17 protein-coding genes and 1 tRNA gene are annotated in these 15,765 nt (G+C 67.0%); 10 read left to right on the top strand and 8 right to left on the bottom strand.

Annotated elements, in window-relative coordinates; all coding sequences use genetic code 11:
- Positions 1–27 precede the first annotated feature (27 nt).
- The gene (locus tag XM50_RS18625; RefSeq protein WP_046411541.1) at positions 28–1,077 is read right to left on the bottom strand and encodes an outer membrane protein assembly factor BamD; all 1,050 of its coding nucleotides are present in this window, start codon (positions 1,075–1,077) and stop codon (positions 28–30) included.
- Positions 1,078–1,197: 120 nt separating this feature from the next.
- Between XM50_RS18625 and XM50_RS18620 the strand changes: the two genes are divergently transcribed.
- From XM50_RS18620 to XM50_RS18600, 5 genes are all read left to right on the top strand, one after another.
- Positions 1,198–2,022 carry a class I mannose-6-phosphate isomerase gene (locus XM50_RS18620; RefSeq protein ID WP_046411539.1) on the top strand — a complete coding sequence of 275 codons (825 nt, stop codon included), beginning with the start codon at positions 1,198–1,200 and terminating at the stop codon, positions 2,020–2,022.
- A gap of 76 nt (positions 2,023–2,098) precedes the next feature.
- Positions 2,099–2,857, top strand: coding sequence for a sulfite exporter TauE/SafE family protein (locus tag XM50_RS18615; RefSeq protein ID WP_231622025.1), 759 nt, complete (start codon positions 2,099–2,101; stop codon positions 2,855–2,857).
- 80 nt (positions 2,858–2,937) lie between these two features.
- Positions 2,938–3,636, top strand: a complete 699-nt coding sequence (locus tag XM50_RS18610; protein WP_231622024.1) for a cytochrome b/b6 domain-containing protein — start codon at positions 2,938–2,940, stop codon at positions 3,634–3,636.
- Positions 3,633–4,388 (top strand): molybdopterin-dependent oxidoreductase, encoded by a 756-nt coding sequence (locus XM50_RS18605; protein ID WP_046412014.1) that lies wholly within the window; start codon positions 3,633–3,635, stop codon positions 4,386–4,388. Before XM50_RS18610 ends, XM50_RS18605 begins: the two co-directional genes overlap by 4 nt.
- Before the next feature lie 51 nt (positions 4,389–4,439).
- Positions 4,440–5,669: an SAM-dependent methyltransferase gene (locus XM50_RS18600; RefSeq protein ID WP_046411535.1), complete on the top strand. Its 1,230-nt coding sequence runs from the start codon at positions 4,440–4,442 to the stop codon at positions 5,667–5,669.
- A gap of 37 nt (positions 5,670–5,706) precedes the next feature.
- Here the strand turns inward: XM50_RS18600 and XM50_RS18595 are convergent, their stop codons facing one another.
- A complete protein-coding gene (locus tag XM50_RS18595) occupies positions 5,707–6,492 on the bottom strand; it encodes an SDR family NAD(P)-dependent oxidoreductase (RefSeq protein ID WP_046411533.1) in 786 nt (261 codons plus the stop codon).
- A complete protein-coding gene (locus tag XM50_RS18590; RefSeq protein ID WP_231023644.1) occupies positions 6,489–7,283 on the bottom strand; it encodes an enoyl-CoA hydratase/isomerase family protein in 795 nt (264 codons plus the stop codon). The genes XM50_RS18595 and XM50_RS18590 overlap by 4 nt, the downstream gene beginning before the upstream one ends.
- Positions 7,284–7,416: 133 nt before the next feature.
- Here XM50_RS18590 and XM50_RS18585 point away from each other — a divergent pair, with 133 nt between their 5' ends.
- From XM50_RS18585 to XM50_RS18575, 3 genes are all read left to right on the top strand, one after another.
- Positions 7,417–8,205: an SDR family NAD(P)-dependent oxidoreductase gene (locus XM50_RS18585; protein ID WP_046411530.1), complete on the top strand. Its 789-nt coding sequence runs from the start codon at positions 7,417–7,419 to the stop codon at positions 8,203–8,205.
- A 73-nt stretch (positions 8,206–8,278) separates the two neighbouring features.
- Positions 8,279–9,376: an acyl-CoA dehydrogenase family protein gene (locus tag XM50_RS18580; RefSeq protein WP_046411529.1), complete on the top strand. Its 1,098-nt coding sequence runs from the start codon at positions 8,279–8,281 to the stop codon at positions 9,374–9,376.
- A gap of 20 nt (positions 9,377–9,396) precedes the next feature.
- Entirely contained in the window at positions 9,397–10,596 is a 1,200-nt protein-coding gene (locus XM50_RS18575) for an acyl-CoA dehydrogenase family protein (RefSeq protein WP_046411527.1), read from the top strand.
- A 125-nt stretch (positions 10,597–10,721) separates the two neighbouring features.
- Here XM50_RS18575 and XM50_RS18570 read toward each other — a convergent pair whose 3' ends face one another.
- The 4 genes from XM50_RS18570 to XM50_RS18555 form a co-directional block, all read right to left on the bottom strand.
- Complete coding sequence (locus tag XM50_RS18570; protein WP_046411525.1) at positions 10,722–10,907, bottom strand: hypothetical protein; 186 nt, start codon at positions 10,905–10,907, stop codon at positions 10,722–10,724.
- 2 nt (positions 10,908–10,909) lie between these two features.
- Positions 10,910–12,046: a tRNA guanosine(34) transglycosylase Tgt gene (tgt, locus tag XM50_RS18565; RefSeq protein ID WP_046411523.1), complete on the bottom strand. Its 1,137-nt coding sequence runs from the start codon at positions 12,044–12,046 to the stop codon at positions 10,910–10,912.
- A complete protein-coding gene (locus tag XM50_RS18560) occupies positions 12,043–12,522 on the bottom strand; it encodes an EF-hand domain-containing protein (RefSeq protein WP_046411521.1) in 480 nt (159 codons plus the stop codon). Before XM50_RS18560 ends, tgt begins: the two co-directional genes overlap by 4 nt.
- Positions 12,523–12,619: 97 nt before the next feature.
- A tRNA-Gln gene (locus XM50_RS18555) sits at positions 12,620–12,693 on the bottom strand.
- Between the two features lie 178 nt (positions 12,694–12,871).
- Between XM50_RS18555 and XM50_RS18550 the strand changes: the two genes are divergently transcribed.
- Both XM50_RS18550 and XM50_RS18545 read left to right on the top strand, forming a co-directional pair.
- Positions 12,872–13,924, top strand: a complete 1,053-nt coding sequence (locus XM50_RS18550) for a Ppx/GppA phosphatase family protein (RefSeq protein WP_136452271.1) — start codon at positions 12,872–12,874, stop codon at positions 13,922–13,924.
- Entirely contained in the window at positions 13,921–14,625 is a 705-nt protein-coding gene (locus XM50_RS18545; protein WP_046411519.1) for an RlmE family RNA methyltransferase, read from the top strand. Before XM50_RS18550 ends, XM50_RS18545 begins: the two co-directional genes overlap by 4 nt.
- Before the next feature lie 88 nt (positions 14,626–14,713).
- On the opposite strand, the gene XM50_RS18540 is transcribed toward XM50_RS18545, so the two are convergent.
- Positions 14,714–15,757 carry a ferritin-like domain-containing protein gene (locus XM50_RS18540; RefSeq protein ID WP_046411517.1) on the bottom strand — a complete coding sequence of 348 codons (1,044 nt, stop codon included), beginning with the start codon at positions 15,755–15,757 and terminating at the stop codon, positions 14,714–14,716.
- Positions 15,758–15,765 lie beyond the last annotated feature (8 nt).

Raw genomic sequence — 15,765 nt, 5'->3', positions numbered from 1 at the left:
CCGGGCGGTGCATCAGCGGTGCTGCGCTCACTGGTCCTGCGGCGGCGGGACGTCCGCTGGAGCGGGGGGCGTGCCCGGCTGCACGCCGGTCGGCGTCGCGGTGGACGGGGCGTTGCCACCCGGCGTCGCGCCGGCGCCGCCGCTGGTGGTTGCCGGCGTCGGGGCGCCCGGCGCCTCGGCACGCGGCGTGGGCGTTTCCTCGACCGGCAGCACCTCCACCTCCTTGCGGATCGGCGCCTCGGGCGCGGGGACGGTCGCCTGGGGAATGATCTGCTCGCCCGGGGCGAGCGGACGAATCGGCGTGGTCGGGTTCTCGCCCAGCAGATCGTAGGCGCGCTTGTACCACCAGGTTTCGGGATAGTTGGCGCCGAGCACCGCCGCGGCGCGCTTTGCCTCCTCGCGCACGCCGAGCGCCAGATAGGTCTCGGTCAGGCGCATCAGCGCCTCCGGCGTGTGGGTGGTGGTCTGATAATCGTCGATCACCTTGCGGAAGCGCAGCGTTGCCGCCAGCCACTGGCCACGCCGTTCGTAGAAACGGCCGATCTCCATTTCCTTGCCGGCGAGGTGATCGCGCACGAGATCCATTTTCAGCCGGGCGTCCGCGGCATAGCGGCTGTTGGGATAGCGGCGGGTGAGCTCGCCCAGCGCATCCTGTGCCTGCGCGGTGATCTTCTGATCGCGCGTGACGTCGTTGATCTGCTCATAATAGCTGATCGCGATGAGGTAATAAGCGTAGGGAGCGTCGCGATTGCCCGGGTGGACCGACAGGAAGCGCTGTGCGCCCTGGATCGCCTCCGTATAATTTTTCGCCAGATAGTTGCTGAACGCGCCCATCAGCTGCGCCCGGCGGGCCCAGACCGAATAAGGGTGCTGGCGCTCCACCTCGTCGAACAGCGCCGCCGCCAATTTGTACTGGCCCTGGTCCAGCTTCTGCCGGGCCGCGGTGTACAAGGTGCCCACGTCGCGCGCGACGTACGGGAGATCGCCGGCGGCGCGATTACGCGCACAACCTGCGATCGGCAGTGCCATCGCCGCAAGGAGCAGGGCGACGAGCGGACGGGACGGGAGTTTACGCATCGTTGTGGCCTTTAGCGCAGGGCCGCGCACGCGAACAATGCTGAAACGTCGTGAATGAAACGCATTGAGGGCGGCGGCGTTCGGCGGATAGGACTAAGCCTTATCATTATGGGACCTCATATGACTGCAACCTTGCTGGCCACCAAGCGGGTCGAGAAGCCGTGGGGGCGGCATAGGCTGTACCCGGGATTTCCCGATCCGGCCCCCGGGGGGGAACCGATCGGTGAGGTGTGGTTCCAGTCGCCGCATCCCGAAGAGCCGGAATTGCTGATCAAATATCTGTTCACCAGCGAGAAGCTGTCGGTGCAGGATCACCCGTCGGACGAGGAGGCGCAGAAGCGCGGCCTGCCGCGCGGCAAGGACGAATGCTGGCTGATCCTGGATGCCGAGCCCGATTCGACGATCGCGATCGGGCCAAAGCAGCCGATGACCGCGGACGAATTGCGCCAGAGCGCGCTGGACGGGTCGATCGAGGACAAGCTCGACTGGAAGCCGGTGAAGGCGGGCGACTTCTATTACTCGCATTCCGGCGTGGTCCACGCGATCGGCGCTGGACTGACGCTGATCGAGGTGCAGCAGAATTCCGACACGACCTATCGCCTGTACGATTATGGCCGACCGCGTGAATTGCATCTGGATGACGGCATCGCGGTCGCCGACCTGCAGCCCTATGTCGCGCCGCCGCGGCCGGGCGAGATTGCGCCGGGGCGAACGATCCTGGTCGAAGGGCCCAAGTTCGTGCTGGAACGCTGGGGCGGCGGCAAGCGCGAGATCGACCTTCCTGAGGGCAAGAGCGGGTGGCTGGTGCCGATCCGCGGCGAGGGTGTGGTTGGCGGCGTTGCCTGGCGCGCGGGCGAGTGCGTGATGGTGACGGGTCCCGAGCTGCTCCATGCGTCGGAGGATGCCGACCTGCTGTTCGCCTATACGGGTACCAGCCGAATCTGATTCGCGGGGGGCCGCGCGGTCCGTCGCGGCAACACGGCCCCTCGACAAGCAGGGCATGCGCGGCAAAGAGCCGCGCGTGCCTGATCTTGCCATTATTGCCCTTGTCACCGGTGCCGGATTCCTGGGCGGCGCCATGAATGCGCTCGCCGGCGGCGGATCGTTCGCGACCATGCCGGCGCTGCTTGCCATCGGGCTGCCGGCGAACATCGCCAATTCGACCTCCAATTTTGCTGTCCTGCCGGGCGCGGCGATGAGCAGCTGGTCGTTCCGGCATGAGCGCACGCCGCTGGGCGGCGTCGACCTGCGCGTGCTTGGCTGGGTGACGTTCGTCGCGGGGCTGGTCGGCAGCATGTTGCTGGTGCTGACGCCGGCGACCACGTTCGACGTGATCGTGCCGTGGCTGGTGCTTTACGCCTTTGTCGTGCTGGCGATCGGCAAGCGCGCGTCCGTGTGGCTCGCGCAGCGAGTGACAATTGGCGGGCGCACGCTGATCGCGGCGCAGGCGCTGCTGGGCATTTATGGCGGCTATTTCGGCGGCGGCGTCGGGCTGATGATGACAGCGACCTATGGCCTGCTCGCCGGGATGGACCCGCGGGCGATGTTCGCGCCGCGCACGCTGATGCTGGCGGTGGCCAATGCCGCGGCGGCGATCGTTTTTGTCGCGGCTGGGATGATCCACTGGGGATCCGCGGTGCCGATGCTGATCGGGGCGCTGGTCGGCGGCTGGGCTGGGGCGGTGATCGGCAAGATGCTGCCCGCGGCGGTGATCCGGTGGTGGACGCTGCTGCTGTCGGGCGCGACGACGATCGTTTTTTTCTGGCGCGCCTACGGCTGATTTCGGCGGCGGCGCGGCCGCCTTCCGGCGACAATCGGCCACGGATGGACGCCGCGCGGAATGATGGTAGCCTGCGGCCGATGCGCGCCGTTTTCCGCCACCGTCTCGCCACCCGATTGTGGCATTGGATCAATGCGGTTGCGATTTTCGTGCTGATCGGATCGGGGCTGGGCATCTCCAACGCGCATCCGCGATTGTACTGGGGGCGCTATGGCGCGAACTTCGATGCGGCGTGGCTGGAGCTGCCGCGCTTTCCCGCCTGGCTGACGATCCCGGCGAACTACAATCTGGCGCTGTCGCGGCGCTGGCATCTGTTCTTTGCGCTGGTGCTGGGCTTTGGCCTGCTGGCCTATATGATCGTCAGCCTGCTGAACCGGCATTTCGCCCGGGACCTGCGGGTGCGGCGGCGCGACTTGTCGCCGCACAACCTGGCCGCGGACGTGCGCGAGCATCTGGCGCTGCGTTTCCATGATCCGGCCGATCCGACCGCGTACAATATCTTCCAGAAGCTGTCGTACGTGACGGTCGTGTTCGTGCTGTTGCCGCTGGTGATTTTTAGCGGGATTGCGCTGTCGCCGATGATGAACGCCGGCTTCCCCTGGATGCTCGACCTGTTCGGCGGGCGGCAATCGGCGCGGTCGATCCATTTCCTGTGCATGGTGGGGCTGAGCGTGTTCATCGTCGGCCATCTGGCGCTGGTGATCCTTGCCGGGCCGGTCAACGAGGTGCGCGCGATGATCACCGGCTGGTGGCGGGTGCCCGAGGAGCTGCGGCCATGATCGTCGGACGACGCGGCCTGATCGCCGGCGGCGTGGCTGGCGGCGCGGCGATGCTGGCGGGGTGCGACAGGGTGCTCGAGCATCCCGCCGCGCGCCGCATCCTGTTCATGGGGGAGGATATGCAGCGCGGGCTGCAACGCGCGCTGGTCGACCGCAACGCATTGGCGCCCGAGTTCACGCCGGAGCAAAGATCGCCCTTCTTCCGGCCCAACGGCACACGTGACCCTGGAACGCCCGAATATGATGCGCTGCGCGAGGGCCGGTTTGCCGACTGGCGACTGCAGGTCGACGGGCTGGTAGCGCGGCCGCTGTCGCTGGCGCTGACCGACCTTGCCGCCTTTCCGCAGCGCGCGCAGATCACGCGGCACGATTGCGTCGAGGGGTGGAGCGCGATTGCCAAATGGCAGGGGCCGAAGCTGGGCGATGTGCTGAAGGCGGCGGGGATGCGCGACGGCGCGCGCTACATCGTGTTCACCTGCGCCGACATGTATGGCGGGGCGCCTTATTATGAGTCGATCGATCTGGTGGACGCGTTTCACCCGCAGACGATCCTGGCCTGGGCGCTGAACGACCGCTTCCTACCGGTGATGAACGGGGCGCCGTGCCGCCTCAGGGTCGAGCGGCAACTGGGCTACAAGCACGCCAAATATCTGATGCGTGCCACCGCGGTCGCCAGCCTGGCCGGGATCGGCAAGGGCAGGGGCGGCTATTGGGAGGATAATGTCGACTATGACTGGTATGCCGGGATCTGACGGGTAGGTACGTACTGGTAACGATCGGACGAGGCGGCTAGCAGGTGGCCCATGGCGCTGATCGATCTGTTTCTCTCGCGCGCGGTGACACGCGGTACCCTGACCCTCCATCGTCCCGATGTCGCGACCAAGACCTTCGGCACGTCCGAAGCCGGCTTCCCCGATGTGGTGATCCGCTTCACCGACAAGAATGTCGGCCGCTCGATCGTGTCCGACCCCGGGCTGGGCGCGGCGGAGGCGTTCATGGATGGCCGGCTGGTGATCGAGCAGGGCGACATTCGCGCGCTGGTCGAGCTGCTGACCTCCAACGATCCGTGGGAGGACGGGCGGTCGGCGCTGGCGGCGAGCCCGCTGCGCCGCGCCGTCGCGGCGGCGGCGCATCGCTTCGGCCGGATCAACATGGAGCGCGCGTCCAAGCGCAACGTGGCGCATCATTACGACCTGTCGGATCGCCTCTACGACCTCTTCCTCGACGCCGACCGGCAGTACAGCTGTGCCTATTTCACCGATCCGGCGAACAGCCTGGAGCAGGCGCAGGCCGACAAGAAGGCGCATATCGCCGCCAAGCTGGCGCTGAAGCCGGGGATGCGCGTGCTCGACATCGGCTGCGGCTGGGGCGGGATGGCGCTGTACCTGCACCAGAAGACCGGCGCAGAGGTGCTGGGGGTGACGCTGTCCGAGGAACAGCTGAAGGTCGCGCGCCGCCGCGCCGAGGAAGCGGGCGTCGCCGACAAGGTGCGGTTCGAGCTGATCGATTATCGCCACGTGACCGGGCAGTTCGACCGGATCGTGTCGGTCGGCATGTTCGAGCATGTCGGCGTGAAACATTATCGCGCCTTCTTCGGGAAGTGCCGCGAGCTGCTGACCGAGGATGGCGTGATGCTGATGCACACGATCGGGCGGCTGGGCGGCCCGGGCGTGACCGACCAGTTCACGCTGAAATACATCTTCCCCGGCGGCTACAACCCGGCGCTGAGCGAGATCGTTCGCGGTTACGAGGGGATGCGGCTGTTCCCGACCGATATCGAGGTGCTGCGCGTCCATTATTCCTGGACGCTGGACCATTGGTACGATCGCACGGTGACGGCGAAGGACGAGATCGTCGCGCTGTACGACGAGAAGTTCTTCCGCATGTGGACCTTCTACCTCGCCGGGGCGGCGGCGGCGTTCCGGCATGGCGGCCTGTGCAATTACCAGGTGCAGCTGACGCGCGGGCGATTCTCCGTGCCGGTGACGCGCGACTATATCTATGAGGAAGAGCGGCGCCTGCGCGCCGAATGACGGCCATGCCGGGCGGGGCCCGGCATGGCGTGTCCGATCAGCCGCCGCCGTGGAGGTTGATCTTCTGCCCGTTGGCATATTCGCCATCGGCCGAGACGAAATAGGCGACCGCCGCGGCGACATCCGCCGGGGTGGAGACGCGGCCGAAGGGCGATTGCGCGGCGAGATCGTGGATGTCCGCGACGCCGCGGGTCGCCTTCGCCAGCCGTTCGCCCATGTCAGTGACGGTGAGGCCCGGGGCGACGATGTTGGTGCGGATGTTGTTGCCGCGCTCCTCCTTCGACAGCACCAGCGCGAGCGCCTCGGCCGCGGCCTTGCCCATCGAATAGGGCGCACCATTGGGGGCATGATAGAGCGTCGCAACGCTGGAAATCATGATGATGTCGCCGCGACCCTTTTCTTTGGCGCGTTCACGCATCGAGGGGAGGACGAGCTTCGACATGTAGTGCGGCGCGAAGCAGTGGGTGCGCATGACACGCTCGAACTCGGCCGGGTCGGTATCGGCGACGCTCTGCCCACGGCTGGCGATGCCGGCGTTGTTGACGAGAATGTCGATCCCGCCGAAGTCGGCGACGACCGCGTCGACCAGCTTCTCGCAATCCTCGAAACGGTCGACCGAGCCGGCATAGGCCTTGGCGCGGCGGCCGAGGCCCTCGATCTCGCGCACGACTTCTTCGGCGGCCTCGGCGTCGCGGCGGTAGTTCACCGCGACGTCGGCGCCGTCGCGCGCCAGTCGCAGCGCGATCTCGCGCCCGATGCCGCGGCCCCCGCCGGTTACCAGTGCAACGCGTCCTTCCAATCCCCGCTCGTTATTGGCGCTCATGCAGCCTGCTCCTTCTTCTTGGTATAATCCGGGCGGCGCTTCTCGAAGAACGCCTTGATCCCTTCGCCGAAATCGGGGGAGGTCGCGCACAGGATCTGGTTGCGGTCCTCCATCGCCACCGCTGCCTCGAGGCTGGGCGCGTCAATCGACATGCGCAGGCACTCCTTGGTGAGCCTGAGGCCCATCGGCGAGGTGGTGAGCATCTGTTCGATCAGCGGCGCGGCGGCTTCCTCCATCTGATCATCGGGCACGACGCGGCTGACGAGGCCAGTGGCAAGCGCGCGATCGGCGGTGATGAAATTGCCGGTAAGCATGAATTCGGCCGCCACGCTCGCGCCGACCAGACGTGGGAGGAAGTAGCTGACGCCGATGTCGCAGGCGGAAAGGCCGATGCGGATGAAGGCGGCGTTCATGCGGACGGATTCGCCGGCGATGCGGATGTCCGACGCGAGCGCCATGGCGAAGCCGCCGCCGCACGCGGGGCCGTGGACGAGGCTGATGATCGGTTGCGGGCAATAGCGCATCTTCATCACGATCTCGGCGATCGAGCGCTGGTGCGCGAGGCGGTCGATCGTGTCGAATTCGGAACGGCCGCCCTCCTGCAGATCGAGGCCGGCGCAATAGGCGCGGCCGGCGCCCTTCAGCACGACGACGCGGCAGTCGCGATCCTTGTGGAGCGCGCCGAAATAATGGTTCAGTTCCTCGACATGGCGATCGTTGAGCGCGTTCAGGACGTGCGGGCGGTTCATCGTCACCCAGTCGACTTCGCCCCGGCGCTCGACCGAGATCATCTCATATTCCACGATGCCTCTCCCACTCATGCTTGTTGCGATGCTTGTTGACGGCGCACTCTACATAACTAAAGTTATCCTGCAATCGCGGACGGCCAATGGGGCCGCCGCCAGGAGTTTAGGGGAGAGGGGCGTGAAGCTCGGACCGGATATTGCTGCCGTCATCACCGGGGGGGCCTCGGGACTGGGGCTGGCCACCGCCAAGGCGCTGCGCGCGCAGGGCGTGAAGGTCGCGCTGTTCGACAAGAATACCGAGATCGGCCCGGGCGTCGCGGAGGAGATCGGCGCGGTGTTCTGCGAAGTCGATGTGATGGACCAGGCATCGGTGGACGCCGGCTTTGCCAAGGCGCGCGCGGCGAACGGCCAGGAGCGTGCGCTGGTGAATTGCGCCGGCGGCGGCTTCGGTGGGCCGAACAAGACGGTGGCGCGGTCGAAGGAGGACGGATCGATCGTGCCTTATCCGATCGAGAATTTCCAGAAGACGCTGGAATTGAACCTGGTCGGATCGTTCCGCTGCATCGTCGGATCGGTTGCCGGGATGATGACGCTGGACCCGACCGAGGACGGGGATCGCGGGGCGATCGTCAACACCGCCAGCGTCGCGGGCGAGGAAGGGCAGATCGGGCAGGTGGCCTATGCCTCCGCCAAGGCGGGCGTGATCGGCATGACGCTGAACGTCGCGCGCGACCTGTCGGCCGAGGGCATCCGCTGCAACACGATCCTGCCGGGCATTTTCGACACGCCGCTGCTGGCGCGCGCGAAGCCGCAGGTGAAGGCGGCGCTGTCGGCGATGGTGCCGTTCCCCAAGCGGCTGGGCATGGCGGAAGAATATGCCGCGCTGGCGGTCGAGATGCTGCGCAACGGCTATTTCAACGGTGAGGACGTGCGGCTGGACGGCGCGATCCGGATGCAGCCGAAGTAACCAACAGGATGGCAGCTTCCCGTTCGTGCTGGGCATGGCCGAAGCACGAACGGCGCGGGCGGGGAGAGTTTAGATGAACTTCGATTATTCCGACGACCAGAAGATGCTGAAGGACGAGGCGCGCAAGTTCCTCGCCGCGAAGTGCGACGCCAAGGTGGTGCGCGGCGTGCTCGACCATGACGACTGCGCCTATGACGAGGCGCTGTGGAAGGGCGTCGCGGAGCAGGGGTGGCTGGGCGCGGCGATCCCCGAGGAGTTCGGCGGGCTTGGCCTTGGCCATGTCGAGCTGTGCGCGCTGGCCGAGGAGCTGGGCCGTGCGTGCGCGCCGATCCCGTTCGCCTCCACGGTGTATTTCGTTGCCGAGGCGCTGATGAAGTTCGGCTCGCAGGAGCAGAAGGCCAAGTGGCTGCCGAAGATCGCCGCTGGCGAGGTGATCGGCGCCTTTGCGACGACCGAGGGCAAGGGGCCGGTGACGGCGCGGTCGATCAAGACCAGCGTGTCGGGCGGCAAGCTGACCGGCGAGAAGATCCCGGTGACCGATGGCGATGTCGCTGACCTGATTGTGGTGCTGGCGAAGGACGGGCTGTACCTGGTCGAGAAGGGCGAGGGCGTATCGGCCGAGGTACTGACGACGCTGGACCCGACGCGATCGGCGGCGAAGCTGACCTTCTCCGGCGCGCCGGCCGAGCGGCTGGGGGACGAGGACGGCATTGCGGCTATGCAGGCGGTGTTCGACCGCGCGGCGATCCTGCTGGCGTTCGAGCAGGTCGGCGGTTCGGACAAGTGCCTGGAGATGGCCAAGGCCTATGCGCTGGAGCGCCATGCCTTTGGGCGCGCGATCGCCGGCTATCAGGCGATCAAGCACAAGCTGGCCGACATCTATGTGAAGAACGAGATCGCGCGGTCGAACGCTTATTATGGCGCCTGGGCGCTCAATACCGATGCGGGCGAGCTGCCGCTGGCGGCGGCGACCGCGCGCGTCGCGGCCAGCGAGGCGTTCTGGTTCGCCGCCAAGGAAAATATCCAGACGCATGGCGGTATCGGCTTCACCTGGGAAGCGGACCCGCAGCTTTATTACCGTCGCTCGCGGCAGCTCAGCCTCGTGGCGGGTGCGCCCGCGACGTGGCGTGAGCGGCTGGTGAGCCAGCTTGAAATGAAGAACGCCGCCTGAGCGCGTGAGAGGATAGCGAGATGGACTTCAACGATACCCCGGAAGAAGCCGACTATCGCGCCAAGGCGCGCGCCTGGCTGGAAAAGAACGTCGCCGAGCACAAGGCGATGAACCACGCCGACGACATGGCGGCGGGCAAGGCATGGCAGCGGCGCAAGGCCGAGGCGGGCTATGCGCAGATCACCTGGCCCAAGGAATGGGGCGGGGCCGGCGGCACGCCGATCCAGTCGGTGATCTTTGGCCAGGAAGAGGCCAAGTTCCCCGTTCAGTACGGCTATTTCACCATCGGCCTTGGCATGTGCGTGCCGACGGTGATGGCGTTCGCCGATGCCGACACCAAGAAGCGCTTCGTCGGGCCGGCGCTGCGCGGCGAGGAGATCTGGTCGCAATTGTTCTCCGAGCCCGCCGGTGGCTCCGACGTGGCGGCGATCCGTACCCGCGCGGTGCGTGACGGCGACGATTGGGTGGTGAACGGCCAGAAGGTGTGGACGTCCGGCGCGCATTATTCGGACTATGGCATCGTCCTGGTGCGCACCAACCCGGACGTGCCCAAGCACAAGGGCCTGACGATGTTCTGGCTCGACCTGAAATCGCCGGGCGTCGAAATTCGGCCGATCCACCAGATGTCGGGCGGCTCGAACTTCAACGAAGTGTATTTCACCGACGTTCGCATTCCCGACGCACAGCGGCTGGGTGCGGTGGACGACGGCTGGAAGGTCGCGCTGGTCACGCTGATGAACGAGCGGCTCGCGGTCGGCGGGGCGAGCGGAGCGAGCCCGAAGGAGATACTGGCGCTGGCCAAGGATCTGGACGCGGCGGACGGCCCGCTGATCAAGGACAGCGCGTTCCGCCAGCGGCTGGCCGACTGGTACGTCCAGTCCGAGGGGCTCAAGAACACCCGGATGCGCACGATGACCGCGCTGAGCCGCGGGCAGACGCCGGGGCCGGAAAGCTCGATCGGCAAGATCATCGCCGCCAACGTGCTTCAGGACCTGGGCAATGCCGCGGTCGAGGCGGAGGATCAGTATGGGATCATCAACGATCCCGCGCTGCTGCCGCTGAAGGGGCTATTCCAAGGCGCGGTGATGAACGCGCCGGGCCTGCGCATCGCGGGCGGCACCGACGAGATCCTGAAGAACATCATCGCCGAGCGGGTGCTTGGCCTGCCGGGCGAGATCCGGACGGACAAGGATGCCGCGTTCAAGGATCTGGCGGGCTGAGGGGGAGCGGTGATCGGATCCGCGTGCCGCGGGGATGATCGCCGGTCGACCGGGGCGCCGTCGCGGCGGCGCAAACAGAAGCGAGGGCGTGTCGCTGGCCGAACCGGCGCACGCCCGTTGTCGCGTCAGTCCTTCTTGCGGGTGAAGAGGACGGCGGCCGCGATGGCGGCGGAGCCGATGCCGACGCCGAGCCCGATCTTGCCCAGATCCCAGCCACGCTTTTGACGCGCGGCCTTGGCATCCTTGGCGGCGGTTTCATGCTGCTTGGCGGCAGCGGCGGCGGCGAGAATTTCGTTGGGTTCGTCAGACACGCTTACTCTCCTTTGCCGCGCTGGTACCGCGACCGGAACGCATCGGCAAAGGCTTTGAGCCTCTGTTCGGCGATCGCAGAGCGCAGGTCGGCCATCAGCGTTTCGTAGAAGAAGATATTGTGCTCGGTCATCAGCATGGCGCCGAGGATCTCGCCCGCGCGGACCAGATGATGGAGGTAGGCGCGGCTCCAGGTGGCGCAGGTCGGGCAGCCGCATTCGGGATCAAGCGGACCCTGATCCTCGTTGAAGCGCGCGTTGCGGATGTTGATCGGACCCGAGCGGGTGAACGCCTGACCGGTGCGGCCCGAGCGGGTCGGCAGCACGCAATCGAACATGTCGATGCCGCGCTCCACCGCGCCGACGATATCGTCGGGCTTGCCGACGCCCATCAGGTAGCGAGGGCGATCGGCGGGTAGCTGGCCGGGGGCGAAATCGAGGCAGGCGAACATCGCCTCCTGCCCCTCGCCGACCGCGAGGCCGCCGATCGCATAGCCGTCGAAGCCGATGTCGATCAGCGCGTCGGCGGAGGTGCGGCGAAGCCCCTCGTCGAGCGCGCCCTGCTGGATGCCGAAGATGGCGTTCTGCGCGGCATGATCGCCGCCGCTGTCGAAAGCGTCGCGGCTGCGGCGTGCCCAGCGCATCGAGCGTTCCATTGCCGCGGCCTGCACCTCGCGCGTCGACGTGGTCGGCACCAGCTCGTCGAATGCCATGACGATGTTGGAGCCGAGCAGCCGCTGGATCTCGATCGAGCGTTCCGGGCTGAGCAGGTGGCGGGTACCGTCGAGGTGCGATTTGAAGGTGATGCCTTCTTCCGACCTTTTGGTGAGATCGGACAGGCTCATCACCTGATAGCCACCCGAATCGGTCAGGATCGGCTTGTTCCAGCCCATGAAGCGGTGAAGCCCGCCGAGCCGCGCGACCCGCTCCGCGCCTGGGCGCAGCATGAGATGATAGGTGTTGCCCAGGATGATGTCCGCGCCCGCCGCCTCGACATCGGCCGGCTTCATCGCCTTCACCGTGGCGGCGGTGCCGACCGGCATGAAGGCGGGGGTGCGGATGGTGCCGCGGTGCATGGCGATGCTGCCGGTGCGGGCAGCACCGTCAGTGGCGGCGATGGTGAAGGCAAAACGATCGGTCATCGGCGGGAGCGCTTCTTCTTCTTGCCGTCGGGCGGCAGATCGGGGGTTGAGCGCGTGGCGTTGGCGCGGATGGTGAGCAGTTCGGCCCGAGTCACGACCGCGTCGCGATCGCGATCGAAACGCGCGAAATAGCCGGCCAGCGTTGCCTGAAGCTCATCCAGCGTGATCCGGTTGTCGGCGTTGCGATCAGTCTCGAACGGGCTGGGCAGGGCATTGCGATCGCCCAGATACCGCTCCGCCCAATCGGCAAAGGCGATATAGCCAAGCGAGCCGGTGCGACCGGTGTCCATCGCCTCGAAGGTGCGGCGAACGCCGGCCTCAAGCTCCGCCTTGGTAACGCGGGCGTCGCCATCGGTGTCGAAGGTCGCGATCAGCATGCCGACCGGTTCCACCACCATGGTTGCGGGTGGCTGAGGCGGCAGGCCGGGCGTGGGCGTGGCAACCGCTGCCTGGAGCAGCAAGGACAGGATCAGCATGGGCAACCCGCGCGCTATTCAGGAAAACAGGGGGCGCCGTGGTGGCTTGCCAGCAGGAACGTCAGCGGCCTTTGGTGCGCCGGCGAAGATAGAAAGGTGGATGCCCGACAAGGATTCGAACCTTGATTGACGGAGTCAGAGTCCGCTCTCTTACCATTAGAGGATCGGGCAACAGCCGCGTCGCAGCGATGAAGCAGCGACAGGAGGGCGCCTCTAATCCCGCTGTTTCGCAAGGTCAAGCACCTGATTGCGTGCGCGGGTTGCAGTGGGGGGCGGTGCACGCTAGCTTCGCTACCAAGCACCGGGCGGGCCAACCCGCGACGGAAGAACAAAAGAAAGACGACGGCACGTGGCGCATCATCACGCCGACCTGCCGTACCGGCGCGATCATCGCCGCGCCCGTTCGGCACTGGAGGGTCACCAATCGGCCCCTTTTCGCCAGCATTTCGCGCGCCATTATGCCGCGCTGGATCTCGGCACCAACAATTGCAGGCTGTTGATTGCCCGGCCGCAGGGCGATGGTTTCGCGGTGGTGGACGCCTTTTCGCGAATCGTCCGGCTGGGCGAGGGGCTGGCGACCAGCGGGCGACTGTCGGACGCGGCAATCGAACGGACGATCGGCGCGCTTCGGATCTGCGCCGACAAGCTGAAACGGCGCAACGTCACGCTGGCGCGGTCGGTTGCGACCGAGGCCTGCCGGCGCGCCACCAACGGACCGGCGTTCATCGAGCGCGCTTATGGGGAAACGGGCATTCATCTCGACGTGATATCGGCAGAGGAAGAGGCGCGGCTGGCCGTGCTTGGCTGCCATGTGCTGCTGGAACCGGGCAATGCCCCGGCGCTGGTGTTCGACATCGGCGGAGGATCGACCGAACTGGTGCTGATCGATACCTCCACGACCGTGCCGACGGTGATCGACTGGCATTCGGCCCCCTGGGGCGTCGTGTCGCTGACCGAGAGCGCTGGCGGCGGCGACGGTGATGGCGCGGTGGGCCTGGCGAGCGCCTATGAGCGGATGTGCAACCTGGTGCGCGAAAGCTTTGCGCCCTTTGCCGCGCGGCTGCCGAAGGTCGAAGGGCCACGGCGGCTGCTGGGCACGTCGGGGACGGTGACGACGCTGGCCAGCGTCCACCTGGGGCTGGACCGGTATGACCGTGCGCAGGTCGATGGACTGATCGCGCCGGCGGCGTCGATGCGTGCGATCAGCCAGCGGCTGGCGCATCTGCCGATCGCCGAGCGCGCGAAGCTGCCGTGCATCGGCCGCGAACGCGCCGATCTGGTCGTCGCAGGATGCGCCATCCTGGAGACGATCCTGGACCTGTGGCCAGCCGAGCGGCTGGGCGTGGCGGATCGTGGCATTCGCGAGGGCATCCTTCGCCGCCTGATGGCGTCTGCGGCATGAGGGGTGGGGGCGGACTTCGCACGCGCGTGAAGACGGCGCGTGGGCGCACGGCGCAGTCGACGCGCTGGCTGGAGCGGCAGCTGAACGATCCGTACGTCAAGCGCGCCAAGGCCGAAGGGTATCGCAGCCGGGCGGCGTACAAGCTGATCGAGCTGGACGAGCGCTTCGGCTTCCTGCGTGGCGGCAAGCGGATCGTCGATCTGGGCATGGCGCCGGGCGGGTGGAGCCAGGTGGTGCGGCGCAAGCTGCCGGGGGCGGCGGTGGTCGGCATCGACCTGTTGCCGGTCGACCCGCTGGACGGCGTGACGATCCTGCAGATGGACTTCATGGCGGACGAAGCACCCGACCGGCTGATCGCCGAACTGGGCGGTGCACCCGACATCGTGCTGTCCGACATGGCGGCGAACACCGTCGGCCATCCGCAGACCGATGCGTTGCGCACGATGGCGCTGGTCGAGGCGGCGAGCGACTTTGCGATCAGCGTGCTGAAGCCGGGCGGGACGTTCGTCGCCAAGGTTTTCGCCGGGGGTGCGGATTCGACGCTGGTTGCGCTGCTGAAGAAGAATTTTGCCACGGTGAAACACGCCAAGCCGCCGTCGAGCCGCAAGGGATCGGTGGAGTGGTTCGTCGTGGCGCAGGGCTTCAAGGGCCGGCGCGGCGACGTGGCTGAGCGAGACGAAAGCGACGCCGATCAGGATTGATCGGCCGCGGAACCGGCAGGCTCCATAACAAATGCGGCCGCATCACGGGGGAGGTGATGCGGCCGCCGCTGGCTAAGGCTGACGAGGCTTACGGGCCGCCGCTGTCACGGATTGTCCCGTTCACACCCGAGGGGAAGAAGCCGCCGCCCTGCGTAGCCGCCGGGTTGAGATAGACGACGTTCAGCACTTGCCGCCCGGTTCGCCCGAGGACGAGGCCGCCCGGATCGGTCGGGACCAGATTGGCGACCGCTGCATTGCCGATGTCCTGATCGAGATCGAACGAGCCATCGAGCGCGTCGCGCCCGGCGGAGAGCCGCGCGACGGCATCGTAGATGGCGGGTACGGTCAGCCCGCGCCGCCACAGTTCCGCCCGGATCACCCCGTCATGGTAGCATTCGGTGGCGAGGATGCCGGCCGATGCCTCCAGGAAGGTCTTGTTGGTGATGAGCCGCGCCGCGCCGCGATAGGCGCTGACCCCGACGTCGGTGAGGAGATACGACCCGATCAGGAAGTTCTCGTCATTGGCGAAGGGATCGAAGATGGCGTTGGGCCCGACCACGCCCGCCGCCCGGGCCGCCGCGGTGAAGGCGCCAACCGGCGTTGCATTGCCCACCGTTACCGTTGCGCTGCCCGACAGGTTGATGACCGGTTGCGCCGTCGCTGCGCTGCCCAGGGCGCCGCGCAGCAAGGTAATATGGCCGATCTCGTCAAAGGCGATTTCGCGCGCATATTGCTGAACCACTGGATCGGTGAAGGACACCTGGCGTGCCGCGCCTGGACCCGTCCCTGTCACGACATTGCCCTGTGCGCCCGTGCCGGTCTGCAGCGCGGCGGGGATGCCCTGTCCGGAGACCGCATAGGAATAATAATTGCCCTCCAGATATTCGAGCTGCAGCGCGAAGTTCAGGACGTCCTGATCGGTCAAGGCCGGCGGGGTAGGAGAGGGGCCGGGCCCGGGCGGGGGCGGGGGTGGGAAGGGGCCATCGTCATCGTCGTCATCGCACGCCGCCAGCAGTGACAGGCCGCCGGTCATCGCTGCTGCTCCGCCGCACAGGCGGATGAAGTTGCGCCGCGCCTGCCGCTGGGTCTCGGCACGCTCCATGAGGTCGAGGAATTCCATCTTGTCGCTCATCGCCGCCT

Source organism: Sphingomonas sp. Ag1, from assembly GCF_000980895.1.
GTDB classification, from domain to species: domain Bacteria; phylum Pseudomonadota; class Alphaproteobacteria; order Sphingomonadales; family Sphingomonadaceae; genus Sphingomonas; species Sphingomonas panaciterrae.
This window is presented reverse-complemented; position numbering and strand designations above follow the sequence as displayed.

Coding starts and splice junctions, on each gene's coding strand:
- XM50_RS18610 (WP_231622024.1), top strand. CDS start 2,938: ATGCGCGCCGTTTTCCGCCACCGTCTCGCCACCCGATTGTGGCATTGG.
- XM50_RS18620 (WP_046411539.1), top strand. CDS start 1,198: ATGACTGCAACCTTGCTGGCCACCAAGCGGGTCGAGAAGCCGTGGGGG.
- tgt (WP_046411523.1), bottom strand. CDS start 12,046: ATGACCGATCGTTTTGCCTTCACCATCGCCGCCACTGACGGTGCTGCC.
- XM50_RS18560 (WP_046411521.1), bottom strand. CDS start 12,522: ATGCTGATCCTGTCCTTGCTGCTCCAGGCAGCGGTTGCCACGCCCACG.
- XM50_RS18580 (WP_046411529.1), top strand. CDS start 8,279: ATGAACTTCGATTATTCCGACGACCAGAAGATGCTGAAGGACGAGGCG.
- XM50_RS18595 (WP_046411533.1), bottom strand. CDS start 6,492: ATGAGCGCCAATAACGAGCGGGGATTGGAAGGACGCGTTGCACTGGTA.
- XM50_RS18545 (WP_046411519.1), top strand. CDS start 13,921: ATGAGGGGTGGGGGCGGACTTCGCACGCGCGTGAAGACGGCGCGTGGG.
- XM50_RS18575 (WP_046411527.1), top strand. CDS start 9,397: ATGGACTTCAACGATACCCCGGAAGAAGCCGACTATCGCGCCAAGGCG.
- XM50_RS18600 (WP_046411535.1), top strand. CDS start 4,440: ATGGCGCTGATCGATCTGTTTCTCTCGCGCGCGGTGACACGCGGTACC.
- XM50_RS18540 (WP_046411517.1), bottom strand. CDS start 15,757: ATGAGCGACAAGATGGAATTCCTCGACCTCATGGAGCGTGCCGAGACC.
- XM50_RS18605 (WP_046412014.1), top strand. CDS start 3,633: ATGATCGTCGGACGACGCGGCCTGATCGCCGGCGGCGTGGCTGGCGGC.
- XM50_RS18590 (WP_231023644.1), bottom strand. CDS start 7,283: ATGATCTCGGTCGAGCGCCGGGGCGAAGTCGACTGGGTGACGATGAAC.
- XM50_RS18625 (WP_046411541.1), bottom strand. CDS start 1,077: ATGCGTAAACTCCCGTCCCGTCCGCTCGTCGCCCTGCTCCTTGCGGCG.